At 67.3% G+C, this 20,709-nt stretch carries 16 protein-coding genes; 10 read left to right on the top strand and 6 right to left on the bottom strand.

The window, feature by feature from the left end; genetic code table 11:
• Positions 1-163: 163 nt before the first annotated feature.
• From BDI24065_RS36285 to BDI24065_RS36265, 5 genes are all read left to right on the top strand, one after another.
• Complete coding sequence (locus BDI24065_RS36285; protein WP_175035215.1) at positions 164-3,118, top strand: autotransporter family protein; 2,955 nt, start codon at positions 164-166, stop codon at positions 3,116-3,118.
• A gap of 377 nt (positions 3,119-3,495) precedes the next feature.
• Positions 3,496-4,641: a homoserine O-succinyltransferase MetX gene (gene metX / locus BDI24065_RS36280; protein WP_175035214.1), complete on the top strand. Its 1,146-nt coding sequence runs from the start codon at positions 3,496-3,498 to the stop codon at positions 4,639-4,641.
• Positions 4,638-5,246 (top strand): methionine biosynthesis protein MetW, encoded by a 609-nt coding sequence (gene metW, locus BDI24065_RS36275; RefSeq protein WP_089451437.1) that lies wholly within the window; start codon positions 4,638-4,640, stop codon positions 5,244-5,246. The genes metX and metW overlap by 4 nt, the downstream gene beginning before the upstream one ends.
• 119 nt (positions 5,247-5,365) lie before the next feature.
• Positions 5,366-6,787 carry an AmpG family muropeptide MFS transporter gene (locus tag BDI24065_RS36270; protein ID WP_175035213.1) on the top strand — a complete coding sequence of 474 codons (1,422 nt, stop codon included), beginning with the start codon at positions 5,366-5,368 and terminating at the stop codon, positions 6,785-6,787.
• Entirely contained in the window at positions 6,777-7,838 is a 1,062-nt protein-coding gene (locus BDI24065_RS36265) for a M48 family metallopeptidase (RefSeq protein ID WP_175035212.1), read from the top strand. Before BDI24065_RS36270 ends, BDI24065_RS36265 begins: the two co-directional genes overlap by 11 nt.
• Positions 7,839-7,868: 30 nt before the next feature.
• On the opposite strand, the gene BDI24065_RS36260 is transcribed toward BDI24065_RS36265, so the two are convergent.
• Positions 7,869-8,813: an AraC family transcriptional regulator gene (locus BDI24065_RS36260; protein WP_175035211.1), complete on the bottom strand. Its 945-nt coding sequence runs from the start codon at positions 8,811-8,813 to the stop codon at positions 7,869-7,871.
• Positions 8,814-9,040: 227 nt separating this feature from the next.
• Here BDI24065_RS36260 and BDI24065_RS36255 point away from each other — a divergent pair, with 227 nt between their 5' ends.
• A complete protein-coding gene (locus BDI24065_RS36255) occupies positions 9,041-10,093 on the top strand; it encodes an NAD(P)-dependent alcohol dehydrogenase (protein ID WP_175035210.1) in 1,053 nt (350 codons plus the stop codon).
• 125 nt (positions 10,094-10,218) lie between these two features.
• Here BDI24065_RS36255 and BDI24065_RS36250 read toward each other — a convergent pair whose 3' ends face one another.
• The 5 genes from BDI24065_RS36250 to gatC all read right to left on the bottom strand — a co-directional run bounded on the left by BDI24065_RS36250 (position 10,219) and on the right by gatC (position 15,408).
• A complete protein-coding gene (locus tag BDI24065_RS36250; protein ID WP_175035209.1) occupies positions 10,219-10,992 on the bottom strand; it encodes an exodeoxyribonuclease III in 774 nt (257 codons plus the stop codon).
• A gap of 39 nt (positions 10,993-11,031) precedes the next feature.
• Positions 11,032-11,871, bottom strand: a complete 840-nt coding sequence (locus BDI24065_RS36245; protein ID WP_175035208.1) for a polyphosphate kinase 2 family protein — start codon at positions 11,869-11,871, stop codon at positions 11,032-11,034.
• Between the two features lie 118 nt (positions 11,872-11,989).
• Complete coding sequence (gene gatB / locus BDI24065_RS36240) at positions 11,990-13,465, bottom strand: Asp-tRNA(Asn)/Glu-tRNA(Gln) amidotransferase subunit GatB (RefSeq protein WP_175035239.1); 1,476 nt, start codon at positions 13,463-13,465, stop codon at positions 11,990-11,992.
• A gap of 2 nt (positions 13,466-13,467) precedes the next feature.
• Positions 13,468-15,039 carry an Asp-tRNA(Asn)/Glu-tRNA(Gln) amidotransferase subunit GatA gene (gene gatA / locus BDI24065_RS36235; RefSeq protein ID WP_175035207.1) on the bottom strand — a complete coding sequence of 524 codons (1,572 nt, stop codon included), beginning with the start codon at positions 15,037-15,039 and terminating at the stop codon, positions 13,468-13,470.
• Positions 15,040-15,108: 69 nt separating this feature from the next.
• Entirely contained in the window at positions 15,109-15,408 is a 300-nt protein-coding gene (gene gatC / locus BDI24065_RS36230) for an Asp-tRNA(Asn)/Glu-tRNA(Gln) amidotransferase subunit GatC (protein WP_069746730.1), read from the bottom strand.
• A gap of 367 nt (positions 15,409-15,775) precedes the next feature.
• Between gatC and BDI24065_RS36225 the strand changes: the two genes are divergently transcribed.
• From BDI24065_RS36225 to mrdA, 4 genes are all read left to right on the top strand, one after another.
• Positions 15,776-16,819, top strand: coding sequence for a rod shape-determining protein (locus BDI24065_RS36225; RefSeq protein ID WP_004189550.1), 1,044 nt, complete (start codon positions 15,776-15,778; stop codon positions 16,817-16,819).
• Positions 16,820-16,944: 125 nt separating this feature from the next.
• Complete coding sequence (gene mreC / locus BDI24065_RS36220; RefSeq protein WP_175035206.1) at positions 16,945-18,009, top strand: rod shape-determining protein MreC; 1,065 nt, start codon at positions 16,945-16,947, stop codon at positions 18,007-18,009.
• Positions 18,006-18,518 carry a rod shape-determining protein MreD gene (gene mreD / locus BDI24065_RS36215; protein WP_009687274.1) on the top strand — a complete coding sequence of 171 codons (513 nt, stop codon included), beginning with the start codon at positions 18,006-18,008 and terminating at the stop codon, positions 18,516-18,518. The genes mreC and mreD overlap by 4 nt, the downstream gene beginning before the upstream one ends.
• Before the next feature lie 114 nt (positions 18,519-18,632).
• A partial coding sequence (mrdA, locus tag BDI24065_RS36210) for a penicillin-binding protein 2 (protein WP_175035205.1) occupies positions 18,633-20,709 on the top strand: 2,077 nt, incomplete at its 3' end.

Below are 20,709 nucleotides of genomic sequence, written 5' to 3'. Positions count from 1 at the left end.
AACTCGCCGCAGCCTGAACAAGGCGCTCCAACGATTCCCGCAGCTCGCCAGCGCATCTCGCGGCCAGCATCCACTGCCCCCCGCAATATTCGAACCTGTCCAATTCCCCATCTCACCTCAATAAGCTACTTTTCACTCATTCAAGAAAAATCGAGGTGAACAAGTGAATTTCAGCTTCCTGGCCTCCCGGGGATACACCGGTCGCAGCCTGGCTTATTCCGCACTGCTTGCCGGTATATCGCTGCCATGGCCGTCAACCGCACAGGTCATCGGCGGCGGCCCACAGCAGGCGGACGGCACCCTGCTCGAGGTCGCACCGGGCGACTACTCGACCACGGAATCCGGCGACGCCGTGTTGTCCGCCATCAATGGCGGCCTCTTGACGACCACCGGCAAGACTCGCGTGTTCTCGACCGGCGTCGGCGCAATCGGCGCTGCCGCGTGGGGCACCGGTTCGCGCATCGCGTTGCGAGATACGGAAATCCGGACCCGCGGCGACTCCGGCACCGGCGTCGACCTCCGCTATGGCGGCAGCGCATCGGCGGAACGGATCTCGATCGATACCGATGGCGACTACGCACACGGCGCGTCCGTCGACGGCGCCAATGGCCAGCTCAGTTTCACCGACGGCGTGATCGTGACGCGCGGAAAGGAGGCGTATGGAATCATGGCGAACCTGGTGCCGGGCGGCACCATCGTCGTGGCCGACACGCTGATCCGCACCAGCGGCCTGTTCGGCATCGGCGTATCCGTCAGTTACGGCGGCGCCCGAGCCACGCTGGATCGCACCGATATCCGGACAAGCGGCGACTATGCTTCGGTGTTGTTCCTGCCTGGCGCTTCGGCCGCCACATTCAACGACTCGCATCTTGAAACCGCCGGCGATTACGCGCTCGGCGTGGACACGCGCGAGGGCCGCGTCGATCTCACCCGGACGCGCGTCGTCACCCGAGGCAGGAGTGCTCACGGGCTGTATGCATCGAAGGAATACAGCGAGACGCCCGTCGTCGATGCAACCGATACGCACGTGACAACCACGGGCGCCCGCTCGATCGGCGCCCTTGCCCGATTCGGCGGCAAGGTCACGATGACGCGCGGCGGCATCGCGACGAGCGGCGAACGCGCACGCGGTGTGCTGTCCAGCGGCACGGGCTCCACCGTCACCCTGGCCGACATGACCGTCGAGACGCACGGCAACGCGGCCGACGCACTCTATGCGAGCGCCGGCGGCACGATCGAGCTGTTTGGCACCGACGCGCACACGACCGGCGACGACGCACATGCCGCGGCTGTTTACGGCGGCTCGCTGACCGTCGACGGCGGCTCGCTCGTCAGCGAACGACATGCGGCCATCGATGCAACGGGCGCCGACATCACGCTACGCAACGGCGCACGGGCGGCCGGCGGCAACGGCACGCTGCTGTCCGTGCACGCCCAGACAGGCGCCCCGGTACGCCTGTCGCTCGAGACTGGCGCGCACGCAGCCGGCGACATCGCGAACCTGCCCGACGACGACGGCAACCCGACGCCCGCCGTCACCGACGTCACGTTGTCCGGCGCATCCTCGTGGACCGGCGCGACCGATGCCGTCCATGCGCTGTCGCTCGACAGCGGCAGCCAGTGGACACTCACCAGCGATTCGACGGTCGGCTCGATCGTGCTGAACGATTCGGCGATCGCGTTCGCCGCGCCCGACGCCGGCACGCCGCGCACACTCGTCGTCAACGGCGACTATGCGGCCCGAGACGGCCGGCTGCTGATCCACACGACGCTGCACGACGACACGTCGCCCACCGACCGGCTCGTGATCGACGGCGGACATGCATCGGGCAACACGGGCATCATCGTGAAGCGTTCGGGTGGCCAAGGTGCGCAGACCACGGTCGGCATCCCGATCGTCCAGACCCGCAACGGCGGCACGACGGATGCCGCCGCGTTCGCGCTCGATGCCGCATCGGACGGCTACCGGCAGGGCTTCGGCACGCTGTCGGCCGGCGGCTACGACTACATGCTCGCGCGTGGCGGCCAGGGCGGCAACGCAGACGACTGGTATCTCGTTTCCGCCGCGAAACCCGAACCGCCGGCGCCGCCCGGCCCCGTCGATCCCGATCCGCCCATCGTCCCGGAAATCACGCCACCGGCACCGCGCGCCGCCGCACCCGAGCCCGACGCCTATCTCGCGAACGCAGACGCGGCCGCGACGATGGCGATCCACACGCTGCATCAGCGCGAAGACCAGTCGCTGCGCACCGATCGCGCGGGATCGCAACCGCTCGACGGCGCCGCGTGGCTGCGTACCGAAGGCCAGTTCACGTCGATGTCGGGCGGTGCGCACAGCGTGTCGGGTAACGGCCGCCTGGTACACGCGGGGGCCGACCTGCTCCGCTTCGACGACGGTCGCGGCGGCCGCATCCGGGCCGGCGCGATGGGGATGTACGGCAGCCAGACGAGCTGGTCGACGCGGCCGCTGTGGAATGCCGCCGAGCAACGCATCGCGGATGCGACCGCGCGCGGCAGCGTCGAAGGTTACAACGTCGGCCTGTACGGCACGTGGTACGGCAACCGCGACATCCTGTCCGGCCCGTATGTCGATGCGTGGTTCATGTACGGCGCGTATGCGAACCGGGTCGGCGGCAGTCTCGCCGGCGATTCGTACCGGTCGCGCACCGTCACGGGCTCGGTCGAAGCCGGCCACTCGTTCCGCTTCTACGAGCGCGGCGACACGCGCTTCTTCGTCGAGCCGCAGGCGCAACTCGTCGTGTCGGACTATCGCGCGGCCGCACACCATACGGCCGGCGGCTATCTCGACGGCCAGGGCTCGACCGACGTGCAGACCCGCGTCGGCGTACGCGTGCACGGCGTCACCGCGATCGCGGCCGGCCGCGAGCTGCGCCCGTTCGTCGAGGCAAACTGGTGGCACGGCCCCGGCTCGCGGTCGCTGACGCTCGACGGCAACGCGTTCTCGTTCAGCGTGCCGCGCGACCGCGCCGCGTTCCGCATCGGCGCGACGGGGCAGATATCGAAGCGCTTCGCGGTATCGGCCAGTCTCGGCGTGGAGGCGAATTTGTCCGACTACGCGGTGGTCAAGGGCGGGTTCGCGGCGAAGTACCGCTGGTAACGCGACGCCACGGCGGGGCGGCGGCGGCCTGACGAGCCACGCCGCCCCTTCCATACGGCGCCGGACGCCGCCGCCCGTGCAGGCCGCCGCATCCGACGCACCAACACCCGGCGTGGCCGCCAGCCGGACACCCCGGCGCACCCGAATCCGCGCTCCGCAATTTCCGCTATACTTTGCCGACTGCCGCCCCTCGGGCGGTATGTCGGAAGCGCGCCGATTTGCTGACTCGATTGCGGGCGCGCGAACCGGCCGGGGTCTTGATGTGTCTTGTGTCCCGGCGGTTCACTACAAATGCGGCTAAAGAGGTCGTCAGCCGCGCATCTCCGACTCCGCGCATCGCCGACACCATTTAGCTGCCCAGTCATAAGGCGGAACGAATGGAATCGATCGGCATCGTCGCTCCACAGACCATGCACTTCGCCGAACCGCTGCGCTTGCAAAGCGGCAGCGTGATCGGCAACTATCAGCTCGTCGTCGAGACGTACGGCGAACTCAACGCCGCGAGCTCGAACGCGGTGCTCGTCTGCCACGCGCTCAACGCGTCGCACCACGTCGCCGGCGTCTACGCGGACGATCCGCGCAGCACCGGTTGGTGGGACAACATGGTCGGCCCCGGCAAGCCGCTCGACACCAACCGCTTCTTCGTCATCGGCGTGAACAACCTCGGCTCGTGCTTCGGCTCGACCGGCCCGATGAGCATCGATCCGTCGACCGGCAAGCCGTACGGCGCGAGCTTCCCGGTCGTCACCGTCGAGGACTGGGTGCACGCGCAGGCGCGCGTGGCCGACGCATTCGGCATCGAGCGCTTCGCCGCGGTGATGGGCGGCAGCCTCGGCGGGATGCAGGCGCTCGCGTGGAGCCTGATGTATCCGGAGCGCGTCGCGCACTGCATCGACATCGCGTCGACGCCGAAGCTGTCCGCGCAGAACATCGCGTTCAACGAGGTCGCGCGCTCGGCGATCCTGTCCGATCCGGATTTCCACGGCGGCGACTACTACGCGCACGGTGTGAAGCCGAAGCGCGGCCTGCGCGTCGCGCGGATGATCGGCCACATCACGTACCTGTCCGACGACGACATGGCCGAGAAATTCGGCCGTGCGCTGCGCCGCGCCGACGGCGCGCTCGACGCGTACAACTTCAGCTTCGACGTCGAATTCGAGGTCGAGTCGTACCTGCGCTACCAGGGCGACAAGTTTGCCGACTACTTCGACGCGAACACCTACCTGCTGATCACGCGCGCGCTCGACTACTTCGACCCGGCCAAGGCGTTCGACGGCAACCTGACGGCCGCGCTCGCGCACACGCAGGCGAAATACCTGATCGCGAGCTTCTCGACCGACTGGCGTTTCGCGCCGGCCCGCTCGCGCGAGATCGTGAAGGCGCTGCTCGACAACAAGCGCACGGTCAGCTATGCGGAAATCGACGCGCCGCACGGCCACGACGCGTTCCTGCTCGACGACGCGCGCTATCACAACCTGCTCCGCGCGTATTACGAACGAATCGCCATCGAGGTGGGTGCATGAACCAGCAAGCACTGAATTCCCTGTCCGCGCGCGCGGATTTCCGCACGATCGCGCGCTGGGTCGAACCGCGCTCGACGGTGCTCGACCTCGGTTGCGGCGACGGCTCGCTGCTTGCGCTGCTGATGGAAGAGCTGGACGTGACCGGCTACGGGATCGAGCTGAACGACGCGGGCGTGCTCGCGAGCGCGAAGAACGGCATCAACGTGATCCAGCAGAACCTGGAAGACGGCCTGCGCCTGTTCGAGGACCACAGCTTCGACATCGCGATCCTGTCGCAGACGTTGCAGACGATTCACCAGACGGCCGCGATCCTGCGCGAAACCGCGCGGGTCGGGCGCGAATGCATCGTGTCGTTCCCGAACTTCGGCTACTGGCCGCACCGGCTGTCGGTGCTGAACGGCCGGATGCCGGTGTCGAAATCACTGCCTTACCAGTGGCACAACACGCCGAACGTGCGGGTGCTGACGATCGAGGATTTCGAGGCGCTCGCGCCCGAAGTCGGCGTGACGATCCTCGACCGCGTGGTGCTGCACGGAGGCCAACCGATTCGATGGGGAGCGAACTGGCGTGGTAGTCTTGCTGTCTATCGCGTCAAGCGCAGCTGAGCCGGGGAGCCGTTGACGGACGCCGACGGCCTGCACACACGTGCGGCCGAGCCGCTGCGCTACCCGCGCCGCCGCCTGCGCTGCCGCCGCAATCAGTCAACGCTATCCAGTTCCAGTCCATGTCGAAAACGCCACACGAGGCGCCCGCACTCACCGCTCACGAGGATCACCCCGGCTGGCGAGCCTACCTGAACACGCACATGCTGATCTGCGTGTTCCTGGGTTTCACGTCGGGTCTGCCCCTCTTCACGCTCGTCTACCTCGTGCAGGCATGGCTGCGCTCCGAGGGCGTGAACCTGAAGGAAATCGGCCTGTTCGCGCTGATCCAGTTCCCGTACACGTGGAAGTTCCTGTGGGCGCCGCTGATGGACCGCTACGTCCCGCGCCTGCCCGGCTGGCGGCCGGGCCGCCGGCGCGGCTGGCTGCTGCTCACGCAGCTGCTGGTCGCGGGTGCGATCGCCGCGCTCGGCTTCGTGTCGCCGCGCGACTCGATCTGGACGGTCGCCGCGCTCACCACGCTCGTCGCGTTCTTCGGCGCGAGCGCCGACATCGTGATCGACGCCTACCGCCGCGAGCTGCTGCGCGACACCGAGCAGGGCCTCGGCAACGCAATACACGTGAACGCATACAAGCTCGCCGCGCTGATCCCCGGCTCGCTGGCGCTGATCCTGTCCGACCACATGCCGTGGGATGCCGTGTTCGCGCTCACCGGCGCGTTCATGCTGCCGGGCATCCTGATGACGCTCGTCGTGCGCGAGCCCGAAGTGGTCGGTACGCCGCCGCGCAACCTGCGCGACGCGATCGTGCTGCCGTTCCGCGAATTCATCCAGCGCGACGGCTGGGCCGGCGCGCTGCTCGTCATCGCGTTCATCTTCCTGTTCAAGATCGGCGACACGATGGCTACCACGCTGTCGACGTCGTTCTTCCTCGACATCGGCTTCTCGCGCACCGAGATCGGCATCGTCGCGAAAACCACCGCGCTCGTGGCAAGCGTCGCCGGCGGCATCATCGGCGGCGTCTGGCTCGTGAAGATCGGCATCGGCCGCGGGCTGTGGATCTTCGGCGCGCTGCAGATGGTGTCGACGCTCGGCTTCGCGTGGCTCGCACAGCTCGGCCCCGGTTCGCCCGTGCTCGCGATGCTCTACGACTTCACCGTGTCGACGAGCCATGCGATCGCGTCGGTGCTGTCGGTGTTCGGCATGACCGTCACGCCGCACTTCAGCCCGATGACCGTTGCGCTCGCGCTCGTCTACGGCGTCGAAACGTTCACCACCGGCCTGACGATGGCTGCGTTCGTCGCGTACATCGCGAGCACGACCGACCCGCGCTATACGGCCACGCAGTTCGCGCTGTTCACGAGCCTCGCGTCGGTGCCGCGCACGCTCGCGTCGGCCGCGAGCGGCTTCATCGTCGCGAAGATCGGCTGGTTCGACTACTTCATCGTGTGCACCGCGCTCGCGATTCCCGGCATGCTGCTGCTGTTCAAGATCGCGCCGTGGAACGGTACCGCGCGCAACGGCGAGGCCAGCCGTGCGCAGTAACGGCCTGCACCGCCTCGCGCGCGTTGCGGCTTCGCTGAGCGTCGGCGCCGCGGCGCTTGCCGCAGGCTTCGCCCATGCGACCGACACCGGTACGCCCGCTGCCACCGCCGCGGGCTCCGGGCCGGCCGCTGCACCGGCTGCATCGCCGGCGACGTCGACTTCCGCCGCTCCCGCCCAGCCGGCCACCGCCGAACCCGCGCAGCCGACCGGCGCCGCCGCGTCGGCGAAGGCGTATGCGCAGACGCCGCAGCAGATCCGCTACGGCAACGCCATTGCCTTCCGCACGCTGATCCCGTCGACGCTGCTCGAGCAGCTCACCGCGAACGAATACGCGCAGATCGTGCAGGCGGCCGCCGACAGCAATCGCCTGCTGCCCGCGAACCAGCCGCGCGTGAAGCGCCTGCGTGCGATCGTCGCGAAGCTCGCGCCGTATTCGGTGAAATGGAACGACCGCGTGAAGAACTGGGCGTGGGACGTCAACGCGATCCGCTCGCGCGACATTCGCCTGACCTGCCTGCCGGGCGGCAAGGTGCTCGTGTACGGCGGCCTGCTCGACCGCGTCCGCCTGAACGACGACGAGCTCGGCGTGCTGCTCGCGCACAGCATCGCGCACGCGCTGCGCGAACACGCGCGCAGCAACTTCAGCGAGACCTCGCAGACGTCGCTGCGCGCGGCCGCGCTGCCGCCGCTGTTCGGGGTCGGCGATCCGCTGCCGCAGGCACTGAATATCGGCGAACGCCTGCAGACGCTCCACTACAACGCAACCGACGAGACCGAAGCCGACGTGATCGGCGGCGACATCGCAGCACGCGCGGGCTTCGATCCGCGCGCGGCGATCACGCTGTGGGACAAGATCGCGGTCGCGACGCGCGGGAACAAGGCGACGGGCTTCATCTACACGCACCCGTACAGCACCGCCCGCCGCCAGGACCTGCTGAACCGCCTGCCGGATCTCATGCCGCTGTACGCGAAGGCGGTGGGCAAGCGCGTCGACACGCTGCCCGACTACGCAGGCATCAGCGCGCAGCGTCGCAAGGTCGTGCGGCGCTGAGCGTCGCGCACAACCGATCGCTGCACTGCCCTACGCATCCGCGTCCGCCGCGACCGGCCGGGCGCCGCTTTCGCGCATCCAGCGCACCTCGTCTCCCGGGCTGCGGCCGAACAGCCGCTTGAACTCGCGGCTGAACTGCGACGCGCTCGCATAGCCGACCCGCGCGGCCGCTGCGCCGGCGCCGACCCCGTCCTGCACCATCATCAGCCGCGCCTGGTGCAGCCGCGCGGCCTTCACGTACTGCATCGGCGACGTCGCCGTCACGTGCTTGAACTGCGCATGGAACACCGCGAGGCTCATCCCGGCCTCGCGCGCGAGCGTCTCGACGTCGAGGTCGGCCTTCAGGTCTGCATGGATGCGCCGCAGCGCCTTCGCGATGCGGCCGAAGTGATGCTGCTGGACGAGCGCCGCGCGGATCGCATCGCCCTGCTCGCCCGTCAGCACCCGATAGGCGATCTCGCGCATGATCGCGGGGCCCAGCACGCGCGTGTCGTGCGGCGACGCGAGCGCTTCGAGCAGCCGCAGCACGGCATCCGCCAGCGGCGCATCGAGCGGCGTCGAATCGACGCCGAGCGGCTCGCTGACGGGTACCCCTAGCGTCTCGTCGAGCAGGATCGCGAGCTCGGCGATCACCGCGAGATCGACGCGGATCGAGATCGCGAGAAACGGTTCGTCCTGGCTCGCGAAGGTCTCGCATTCGAACGGCAGCGGTACCGACAGCACGAGATACTGCTGCGCGTCGTACACGAACGAGCGCTCGCCGAGATAGCCGAGCTTGCGCCCCTGGCACACGACGACGATGCTCGGCTCGTACAACACGGGCATGCGCGGCGCCGGACGGCTCACGCGGATGAAGCGCACGCCGTCGAGCGCCGCACGCGTGTCGCCCTCGTTCGGCGCGAGGCGCGTATGCAGCTCGACCATGCGGCGCTGCACACGGTCGCCCGCGTCGGTGAAAAGGGGCTCGAAGCTCATCTGCGTGGTCCTGTCCGGCAAGAGAATCTGGCTCGCAATGTAGCACCTTGAATGCGATTTGACGGGTGTTTGCATGCAGTTCGAGAGGAATAGGCAAATCTTCGAGACCTTCGTGTATTTCACAGCGGCGCCGTGCTCCTTACGATGACGTCCTGCCTCGCCGCATCGCCACATGATGCGACGGCAGTCTGTTTCGCCGGATGCTTTCCGGACAAGGAGCCCATCGCATGAGCACTACCTATGCCTACGCAGCGACCGATTCGCAGTCGCCGCTCGCCCCGTTCGAATTCCAGCGTCGCGCGCTGCGCGACCTCGACGTCCAGATCGACGTCCTCTACTGCGGCGTCTGCCACTCGGACCTGCACCAGGCGCGCAACGAATGGCGCAACACGATCTATCCGGTCGTGCCGGGCCATGAAATCGTCGGCCGCGTGACCGCGACCGGCCCGCAGGTCTCGCGCTTCAAGGTCGGCCAGCTGGTCGGCGTCGGCTGCCTCGTCGATTCGTGCCGCACCTGCCCGAGCTGCGCCGACGGCCTCGAGCAATATTGCGAGAACGGCTTCGTCGGCACCTACAACGGCCAGGATCGCGTGACGGGCGACATCACGTTCGGCGGCTACTCGACGCAGCTCGTCGTCGACGAGGCGTTCGTGCTGCGCGTGCCCGAGTCGCTCGACCCGGCCGGCGCCGCGCCGCTGCTGTGCGCCGGGATCACGACCTACTCGCCGCTGCGGCAGTGGAACGTCGGCCCGGGCAAGAAGGTCGGCATCGTCGGCCTCGGCGGCCTCGGCCACATGGGCGTGAAGCTGGCGCGCGCGATGGGGGCGCACGTCGTGCTGTTCACCACGTCGCCGTCGAAGGTCGAAGACGGCAAGCGTCTCGGTGCGCACGAAGTCGTGATCTCGAAGGACGAAGCGCAGATGAACGCGCACCTGAACAGCTTCGACTTCATCCTGAACACGGTCGCCGCGCAGCACGACCTGAACCCGTTCCTGCACCTGCTGAAGCGCGACGGCACGATGACGCTGGTCGGCGCGCCGGAGCACGACCATCCGTCGCCGCAGGTGTTCAACCTGATCTTCAAGCGCCGCCGCCTCGCGGGTTCGCTGATCGGCGGGATCGCGGAAACGCAGGAAATGCTCGACTTCTGCGCGGAGCACGGGATCACGTCGGATATCGAAACGATTCCGATGCAGCAGATCAACGCGGCCTACGAGCGGATGCTGAAGAGCGACGTGAAGTACCGGTTCGTGATCGACATGGCGTCGATCAAGCAGTAAGCGCCGCCGGGCGGCACGCACGATCGCCGCGCCGAATGAAACGGGCCGCATGTTCGACATGCGGCCCGTTTTTACATCCGGCGACCGGAGGCCTGGCGCCTACGCGCACGACGCAGCGCGGGACATCACTTCTTGTAGTCGTAGTCCACCGTCAGCGGCGCATGGTCGCTGAACTTGATGTCCTTGAAGATCGACGTGCTTTTCGCGGTGCCGGCCACGCCCGGCGTCGCGATCTGGTAATCGATCCGCCACCCGACGTTCTTCGCGTACGCCTGGCCGCGGTTGCTCCACCACGTGTACTGCTCCGCGCGCGGGTCGAGCGTGCGGAACACGTCGACATAGCCGACATCGTCGAACAGCTTCGTGAGCCATTCGCGCTCTTCCGGCAGGCAGCCCGAGTTCTTCTGGTTGCTCTTCCAGTTCTTGATGTCGATTTCCTTGTGGACGATGTTCACGTCGCCGCACAGGATCACTTCGCGCTTCTTCTTCAGCGCGGCGAGGTGCGGCATGAACTCGTCCATGAAGCGGTACTTCGCCTGCTGGCGTTCTTCGCCGCTCGAGCCGGACGGCACGTACACCGACACGACCGACAGCTTGCCGTAGCGCGCCTCGACGTAGCGTCCTTCGGCATCGAATTCGCTGCTGCCGAAGCCGATGATCACGTCATCGGGCTCGCGGCGGCTGTACACGCCCGCGCCGCTGTAGCCCTTCTTCTCGGCGTGGTGGAAATAGCTCTTGAAGCCGTGCGGCTCGATGAATTCGGTCGGAAGATCGTCGGCCGAGACCTTGATTTCCTGCACGCACACGCAATCGGCATTCTGTTCGCCGAGCCACTCGAAGAAGCCCTTCTTCGCGGCGGAGCGGATGCCGTTCAGGTTGGCGGTAATCACTCGCATCATGTCGGATTCCGTTCAGTTCGATGTTTTTCAGGGGGCAGCTTAGCGGATCTTCACGCCTTCGAGCTCGGGCTTCGGCGGCGGGAATTCCAGCTTCATGTCGGTCATCGTGCGCAGCAGCAGCTCGGCGATCATCACGTTGCGGTGCGTCTTCGAGTTCGCGGGGATCACATACCACGGCGCATGCTCGGCCGACGTCGCGGCGAGCGCGTCGCGGTAGGCGGATTGGTACGCGTCCCAGTGCTTGCGCGCGTCGAGATCGGAGATGTCGAACTTCCAGTGCTTGGTCGGATCGTCGATGCGCGCCTGCAGCCGCTCGCGCTGCTCGTCCTTCGAGATGTGCAGGAAGCACTTGATGATCGTCGTGCCGTTCTCGACCAGCATCGTTTCGAAATCGCGGATCTGCCGGTAGCGGCGCTCGCATTCCTTCGCGTCGATCAGGTCGAGCACGCGCGGCACGAGCACGTCTTCATAGTGGCTGCGGTTGAAGATCGCGAGCTCGCCCGCGGCCGGCACCTGCGCATGCACGCGCCACAGGAAGTCGTGCGCGGCCTCGATCGGCGTGGGCGCCTTGAACGGCACGACGCGCAGGCCGAGCGGATCGACCTCGCGGAACACCGCACGCACGGTGCCGTCCTTGCCGCTGGTATCCATCCCCTGCAGCACGAGCAGCACGCGCTTCTTCTGCTGCGTGTGCAGGCGCTCCTGCTGCACGTCGAGCTCGGTCGACACGGCCGACAGCCGGGCGCGGTCGTCGTCCTTCGAACCGGACGAGAACGGCTTCGCGGCCGGGTCGAACGCATCGAGCTTGAATGCTGCGGCTTCCTTCTCGCGCGTGCTGGTCGGCACGCGGAAATCGTCGAGCGACGGTTGTTTCGCCATTCGTTCCTCCGTTGGACGCTGTGGTGCATACGATAACGCATCCACCAAACGCAACGGGCCGCCCCGAACTGGTTCGGGGCGGCCCGTCGTCATGCGCGGTTCAAGCGCGCGGTCATGCTCAGCCGAGCTTCTTCTTCAGCAGTTCGTTGACCTGCTGCGGGTTGGCCTTGCCCTTGGTCGCCTTCATCGCCTGGCCGATCAGCGCGTTGAACGCCTTTTCCTTGCCCGCGCGGAATTCCTCGACCGACTTCGCGTTCGCCGCGAGCACTTCGTCGATGATCGCTTCCAGCGCGCCGGTATCGGAAATCTGCTTCAGCCCCTTCGCGTCGATGATGCGGTCGGCCGCCCCTTCGTCGTCGGCCTTCTCGTCCCAGATCGTCGCGAAGATTTCCTTCGCGATCTTGTTCGAGATCGTGCCGTCGGCGATGCGCTGCAGCAACAGCGCGAGCTGCGCGGCCGACACGGGGATCGCATCGATCTCGATGCCATCGCGGTTCAGCTGCGACGATACGTCGCCCATCAGCCAGTTCGCGACGATCTTCGCATTCGCCGCGCCGGCCTTCGCGACCACCGATTCGAAGTACGCGGCCATCGCCTTGCTCGACGTCAGCACGCCCGCGTCGTACGCGGACACGCCGTATTCGTCGGCGAAGCGCTGCTGCATCGCGGCCGGCAGCTCGGGCATCCCGGATTGCACGCGCTCGATCCAGTCCGGGCCGATCACGAGCGGCATCAGGTCGGGGTCGGGGAAGTAGCGGTAGTCGTGCGCGTCTTCCTTGCTGCGCATCGAACGCGTCTCGCGCTTGTCCGGATCGTAGAGGCGAGTTTCCTGCACGACTTCGCCGCCGTCCTCGATCAGCTCGATCTGGCGACGCACTTCGAAATTGATCGCTTCCTCGAGGAACCGGAACGAGTTCAGGTTCTTGATTTCCGCGCGCGTGCCGAACTTCTCCTGGCCGACCGGGCGCACCGACACGTTCGCGTCACAGCGGAACGAGCCTTCCTGCATGTTGCCGTCGCAGATGCCGAGCCACACGACCAGCCCGTGCAGCGCCTTCGCGTAGGCCACGGCCTCGGCCGCGCTGCGCATTTCCGGCTCGGTGACGATCTCGAGCAGCGGCGTGCCCGCGCGGTTCAGGTCGATCCCGGTCATCCCGGCGAAGTCTTCATGCAGCGACTTGCCCGCATCTTCCTCGAGGTGCGCGCGGGTCAGGTTGACGGTCTTCTCGTACGCTTCCTTGCCGGCCTTTTCGTTGGCGGGCACCTGGATCGTGATCTGGCCGCCCTGCACGACCGGAATCTCGTACTGGCTGATCTGATAGCCCTTCGGCAGATCGGGGTAGAAATAATTCTTGCGCGCGAAGATGCTGCGCGGCGCGATGGTCGAGCCGATCGCGAGGCCGAAGCGGATCGCGCGTTCGACCGCGCCGCGGTTCAGCACCGGCAGCACGCCCGGCAGCGCCAGGTCGACCGGGCAGGCCTGCGTGTTCGGCTCGGCGCCGAACTGCGTCGGCGCGCCCGAGAAAATCTTCGAGACGGTCGACAGTTGCGCGTGCGTCTCGAGACCGATGACGACTTCCCATTGAGTAGCCATATTCATGCCTCCCGCCGAGCCGCCTCAAGGGAGGCATGCGCCCCCTCGGGGGGCAGCGAACAATGTGAGCGTGGGGGCTCATTCTCCACCCCCGCCGGAACTTGCTTGTGCCAGTCGGTCGCGCGCTGGAACGCGTCCGCGACCTGCAGCATCCGGGCTTCGTTGAAATAGTTGCCGATGATCTGCAGGCCGACCGGGCGCTTCGCATTCGCGCCCGCGCCGAAGCCGCACGGCACGCTCATGCCGGGCAGGCCGGCGAGGCTCACCGACAGCGTGTAGATATCCGCGAGATACATCTGCACCGGATCGTCGCCCTTCGAGCCGAGATCCCATGCGACCGTCGGCGAGGCCGGGCCCATGATCACGTCGCAGGACTTGAACGCTTCCTGGAAATCGCTCGCGATGATGCGGCGGATCTTCTGCGCCTGCAGGTAGTACGCGTCGTAGTAGCCGTGCGACAGCACGTACGCGCCGACCAGGATCCGGCGCTTCACCTCGGGGCCGAAGCCTTCCGCGCGCGACTTCTTGTACATGTCGAGCAGGTCGCCGTACTGCGCGGCGCGGTGGCCGAAGCGCACGCCATCGAAACGCGACAGGTTCGACGAGGCTTCCGCCGGCGCGATCACGTAGTACACGGGGATCGACAGTTCCGTCTTCGGCAGCGACACCGGCACGAGCGTCGCGCCGAGCGCTTCATACTGCTTCAGGGCCGCGTCGATCGTCGCGCGCACGTCGTCCGCGAGACCGTCGCCGAAATACTCGTTCGGCAGGCCGATGCGCAGGCCCGCGAGCGGCTTGCCCGCATCGTTGCCGGCTGCCCACGGCTGGCCGAGGTGGCGCGTGAAATCTTCATCGTCGCGCTCGAGGCTGGTCGAGTCGCGCTCGTCGAAGCCGGCCATCGCATTCAGCAGCAGCGCGCAATCGGACGCGCTCTGCGCCATCGGGCCGCCCTGGTCGAGCGACGACGCGAACGCGATCATCCCGTAGCGCGACACGCGGCCGTAGGTCGGCTTGATGCCCGTCACGCCCGCGAACGACGCGGGCTGGCGGATCGAGCCGCCGGTGTCGGTACCGGTCGCGGCCGGCGCGAGGCGCGCGGCGACGGCGGCCGAGCTGCCGCCCGAGCTGCCGCCCGGCACCGCGTTCGTGTCCCACGGGTTCTTCACCGCGCCGAACGCCGAATTCTCGTTCGACGAGCCCATCGCGAACTCGTCCATGTTGGTCTTGCCGAGCGTGACCATGCCGGCCGCCTGCAGGCGGGCGACGACGGTCGCGTCGAACGGGCTCTCGTAATTCGCGAGCATCTTCGAGCCGGCGGTCGAGCGCCAGCCGCGCGTGACGAACACATCCTTGTGCGCGATCGGCAAGCCGGTGAGCGCGCCGCCCGCGCCGCGCGCGAGCTCCGCGTCGGCGGCTTTCGCCTGCGCGAGGGTCAGATCGGCATCGACGTGGACGAACGCGTTCAGGTCGCGCGCGGCGTCGATCCGCTTCAGGTAGAGCTGCGCGAGCTCGACGGCCGAGCATTCCTTGGCGGCGAGCGCGGCGCGCAGTTCGGTCAGGCTTTTTGCGTGCATTGAGTGGTTTTCCTGGGAATTCTGGGTGGCGCGCGGCGCGAAGGCGGCCGCGCGCTTGTCATCGAATGCTTACTCGATCACCTTCGGCACGAGATAGAGGCCGTCCTGGACGGCCGGCGCCGGACGCTGGTTGTCGTCGCGATTGACGACTTCCGTCACGGCGTCGTCGCGCAGGCGCTGCGCGACTTCCTGGATCTGTTCGATCGGGTGGGCGAGCGGCGCGATGCCGGCGGTGTCGACCGCCTGCATCTGCTCGACGAGGCCGAAGAATTCATTGAGCTGGCCGAGCATGTGCTCGGCGTCGGCGTCGGCCATTTCGAGTCGCGCCAGGTGCGCGATGCGTTTCACATCGGTCAGGTTCAGGGCCATGCGATCACCGGAAAAACAAGGCTGCGCAGCGCATCAAAAGCAGCACTGCGGCGGGGGGTTGGAGGGTGCGATCCCACCCTCAAAAATCAGGGCCGAAGCGGCAAAAATACCGCCCGTTTCGATTCAAATACCGTGAAATTATAAGGTATCATTACGCGTTCGACCCAAACCCGGCAGCCTTTTCCCGCACCGTTTCGCCCCGCTTCGGCAAGCCGTGCGTGCTTCGTGCGATCCCCGGTAGACATCACTCGCAGCTTCGTGCGCCGCGGCGGCCGCTTCCGCCACGCTTCCCGAGGCTGTTATTTTTTCCGCTGCCGCCCTCAGCGCTCGCTATGCAGGGCCGGCCCAGAGCGAAACAGGATTCTGAATGTTCGGTTTTTTGCGCAGCTACTTCTCCAACGATCTTGCGATCGACCTCGGCACCGCAAACACCCTGATCTACATGCGCGGCAAGGGCATCGTGCTCGATGAGCCGTCCGTCGTGTCGATCCGCCAGGAAGGCGGCCCCAACGGCAAGAAGACGATCCAGGCGGTCGGCAAGGAAGCCAAGCAGATGCTTGGCAAGGTGCCGGGCAACATCGAGGCGATCCGCCCGATGAAGGACGGCGTGATCGCCGACTTCACCGTCACCGAGCAGATGATCAAGCAGTTCATCAAGACGGCTCACGAGTCGCGCATGTTCTCGCCGTCGCCGCGCATCATCATCTGCGTGCCGTGCGGCTCGACCCAGGTCGAGCGCCGCGCGATCAAGGAAGCCGCACACGGCGCCGGCGCGTCGCAGGTCTACCTGATCGAAGAGCCGATGGCCGCTGCGATCGGCGCGGGCCTGCCCGTGTCGGAAGCCACCGGCTCGATGGTCGTCGACATCGGCGGCGGCACGACGGAAGTCGGCGTGATCTCGCTCGGCGGCATCGTGTACAAGGGTTCGGTGCGCGTCGGCGGCGACAAGTTCGACGAGGCGATCGTCAACTACATCCGCCGCAACTACGGGATGCTGATCGGCGAACAGACCGCCGAGGCGATCAAGAAGGAAATCGGCTCCGCGTTCCCGGGCTCCGAAGTCAAGGAAATGGAAGTGAAGGGCCGCAACCTGTCGGAAGGCATTCCGCGCAGCTTCACGATCTCGAGCAACGAAATCCTCGAAGCGCTGACCGATCCGCTGAACCAGATCGTGTCGTCGGTGAAGATCGCGCTCGAACAGACGCCGCCGGAACTCGGCGCCGACATCGCGGAACGCGGGATGATGCTGACGGGCGGCGGTGCGCTGCTGCGCGACCTCGATCGCCTGCTGGCGGAAGAAACCGGCCTGCCGGTGCTCGTCGCGGAAGATCCGCTCACCTGCGTCGTGCGTGGTTCGGGCATGGCGCTCGAGCGCATGGACAAGCTGGGCAGCATCTTCTCGTACGAGTGATCGTCCAGGCAGTTCCCTGACATGACGCAACCGCGGCGTGGCCGGATCGCTCGTTTAGAACGAACCGCCGCGCCGTTTGCGCGTCTGAGCATCATTTAACCGATCATTCGCGCCCGGCGCCGACCATGGAATACAGTCCGCCGCCCCTCTTCAAGCAAGGTCCGCCCGCGCTCGCGCGGCTCATCTTCTTCGTTGCCCTCGCCATCGCGCTCCTGGTATCGGACGCGCGCTTCAGCACGCTCGAAATCGTCCGCGGCGTGCTCGGCACCGTGCTCTATCCGCTGCAGCGCGCCGCGCTCGTGCCGCGCGACCTGTTCATGGGCGCGGCCGACATCGCCGTCACCGGCGCATCGCTGCGCCACGAGAATGACGACCTCCGCAAGCGCAACCTGCAGCTGTCCACGCAAGCCAACCAGGCCGCCGTGCTCGCGCAGGAAAACACGCACCTGCGCGCGGTGCTCGAGCTGCGCCAGCACATCGCGACGCAAGCGACGCCGGCCGAGATCCAGTACGACACGAGCGATCCGTTCACGCAGAAGATCGTGATCGGCCAGGGTTCGCAGCAGGGCATCCAGAACGGCTCGCCCGTCGTCAGCGAGAACGGCGTGGTCGGCCAGGTCACGCGCGTGTTCCCGCTGCAGTCCGAAGTCACGCTGGTCACCGACCGCGATCTCGCGATTCCCGTGCAGGTGCTGCGCACCGGCCTGCGCAGCGTGATCTACGGCACGCCGAAGGGCGATTCGCTCGACCTGCGCTTCGTGCCGACGAGCGCGGATCTCGTCGTCGGCGACGAACTCGTCACGAGCGGCCTGGACGGCGTCTATCCGCCCGGCCTGCCGGTCGCGAAGGTCGCGCGCGTCGACAAGCTCGCCGATACGGCGTTCGCGCGCGTGACCTGCGCGCCGATCGCAGCCGTGCGCGGCGCGCGCCAGATGCTCGTGCTGCATTACCAGAACGACATTCCGCCGCGCCCGGCCGAGCCCGACCCGGCCACCGACAAGAACGCGAAGGGCAAGAAGGGCGCGAAAGCCGCCGCGAAGGGCGACAAGGCCGACAAGGCTGACGCGAATGCGAAGCCGGCCGCCGCGGCCCAGCCCGGCGCGAAGCCCGCGCCCGCGCCTGCCGCTCCGGCCAAGCCCGCCGCCACGCCCGCGAAGCCCGCGGCCGGGCAATCAGGAGCCCAGCGATGAATCGCCCGCAATACATCCTGCAGCCGGTCAATCCGTACTTCATCGTCTTCAGCCTCGCCGCCGCGTTCCTGCTGAACCTGATGCCGTGGGGCCGCCTGCCCGGCGTGCCCGACTTCGTCGCGCTCGTGCTGCTGTTCTGGAACATCCACCAGCCGCGCAAGGTCGGGATGGGCGTCGCGTTCGCGCTCGGCATCCTGATGGACGTGCATGACGCGGGGCTGCTCGGCGAGCATGCGCTCGCCTATACGCTGCTGTCGTACGGCGCGATCACGATCCACCGCCGCGTGCTGTGGATGCCGATCGGCGTGCAGGTGCTATACGTCACGCCGCTGCTGGTCGTCGCGCAACTCGTCCCGTTCGTGATCCGCCTCGTGATGGGCGCTGCATTCCCCGGCTGGCGGTACCTGGTCGACGGCTTCGTCGAAGCCGCGCTGTGGCCGATCGCGAGCCACCTGCTGCTGATGCCGCAACGCCGCCCGGTCGATCCGGACGATACGCGCCCCATCTGAGCCAGGGGCCTGCCTTGAATACCCGCCGCCTCCACGCCCGCTGCGCGCCGCGCTCCGGGGCGGCACCTCGCCCGCGCCCGCACGGCGCGCGCGGGCCAGACCGATCGTAACCGCATGACCGAATTCAACGACACCCAACAGCAGCTCTCGAAGTTCCGCCTGCGCGTCGCGGCGGCGGGCGTGTTCGTGTTCGTCTGTTTCGGGCTGCTCGCGAGCCGCTTCTTCTACCTGCAGCTGATGCAGCACGGCAAATACGCGCTGCAGGCCGAGGAAAACCGCATCTCGGTCGCGCCGATCGTGCCGAACCGCGGGATCATCACCGACCGCAACGGCGTGATCCTCGCGAAGAACTATTCGGCGTACACGCTCGAGATCACGCCGTCGAAGCTCGACGACACGCTCGACAACACGATCGACAAGCTGTCCGAGATCATCCCGATCGACGCGCGCGACCGCCGCCGCTTCAAGAAGCTGCAGGAAGACTCGAAGAACTTCGAGAGCCTGCCGATCCGCACGCGCCTCACCGACGCCGAAGTCGCGCGCTTCACCGCGCAGCGCTTCCGCTTCCCCGGCGTCGACGTGCGCGCGCGGCTGTTCCGGCAATATCCGCTCGGCACCACGGCCGCGCACGTGATCGGCTACATCGGCCGGATCTCGAAGCGCGACCAGGATCGCATCGACGCGATGAGCGACGACAACGACAGCGATCAGGAAACCTACGATCCGCGCCGCGACGCGAACAACTACAAGGGCACCGACTACATCGGCAAGATCGGCGTCGAGCAGAGCTATGAAACCGAGCTGCACGGGCTGACGGGCTTCGAGGAAGTCGAGGTGACGGCCGGCGGCCGGCCCGTGCGCACGCTGTCGCGCACGCAGGCGACGCCCGGCAACAATCTCGTGCTGTCGCTCGACATCGGGCTGCAGCAGGTCGCCGAGCAGGCGTTCGCCGGCAAGCGCGGCGCGCTGGTCGCGATCGAGCCGAAGACGGGCGACGTGCTCGCGTTCGTGTCGTCGCCGAGCTTCGACCCGAACTCGTTCGTCGACGGCATCGACCAGCAGACCTGGGACGAGCTGAACAACTCGCCCGACAAGCCCCTGCTGAACCGCCCGCTGCACGGCACCTACCCGCCCGGCTCGACGTACAAGCCGTTCATGGCACTCGCGGGCCTGACGCTCGGCAAGCGCACACCGGGCTGGGGCTTCCAGGATCCGGGCTACTTCACGTTCGGCGGCCACACGTTCCGCAACGACGTGCGCTCGGGCCAGGGCTGGGTCGACATGAACAAGGCGATCATGGTGTCGAACGACACCTACTTCTACATGCTCGCGCGCGACCTCGGCGTGAACGCGATCGCGAACTTCATGAAACCGTTCGGCTTCGGCCAGATCACCGGGATCGACGTCCAGGGCGAGGCGCGCGGGATCCTGCCGTCGACCGACTGGAAGAAGAAGGCGTTCAAGAAGGCCGCGCAGCAAAAGTGGTTCGACGGCGAGACGATCAGCCTCGGGATTGGCCAAGGCTACAACTCGTTCACGATCCTGCAGCTCGCGCACGCGACCGCGACGCTCGCGAACAACGGCGTCGTGATGAAGCCTCACCTCGTGAAGGAAGTCGAGGATCCGATCACGCGCGGGCGCCGCCTGACCGTGCCGAAGGAAAGCGAAGTGATCCCGCTCAAGCAGGGCGACATCGACGTCGTGAAGCGCGGGATGGAGAACGTGATCGAGAACCCGTCCGGCACCGCGTACAAGGTGTTCCGCGGCGCGCCGTACCTCGCCGCCGGCAAGACCGGTACCGCGCAGGTGTTCTCGCTGCAAGGCTCCAACTACAAGGGCCACCTGCTCGCCGAGCACCTGCGCGACCACGCGCTGTTCATCGCCTACGCGCCGGTCGACCATCCGCAGATCGCCGTCGCGCTGGTCGTCGAGAACGGTGGCTGGGGTGCGCAGGCCGCCGGCCCGATCGCACGCCGCGTGCTCGACTTCTACCTCATCGACCGCCAGAACCCGCAGAACGAGGCCGCGGCCGTAGCTGCCGCGGCGTCGGCGACCGAGCCCATCAACGCACCGGTGATCGGCGACGCGAACCGGCCCGCCGCCGTCGCGGCCGGCTTCACGGCGCTGCCGCAGCCGGTCGTGCCGACCGCGGCCAGCGCGGCGGAAGCGGCATCGGCGGCGGCCGCCTCCG

This window comes from Burkholderia lata, from assembly GCF_902499025.1.
In the GTDB taxonomy this organism is placed as follows: Bacteria; Pseudomonadota; Gammaproteobacteria; order Burkholderiales; family Burkholderiaceae; genus Burkholderia; species Burkholderia lata_C.
Note: the sequence above shows the minus strand (reverse complement) of the source record. Positions and strands in the feature narration are given on the sequence as shown.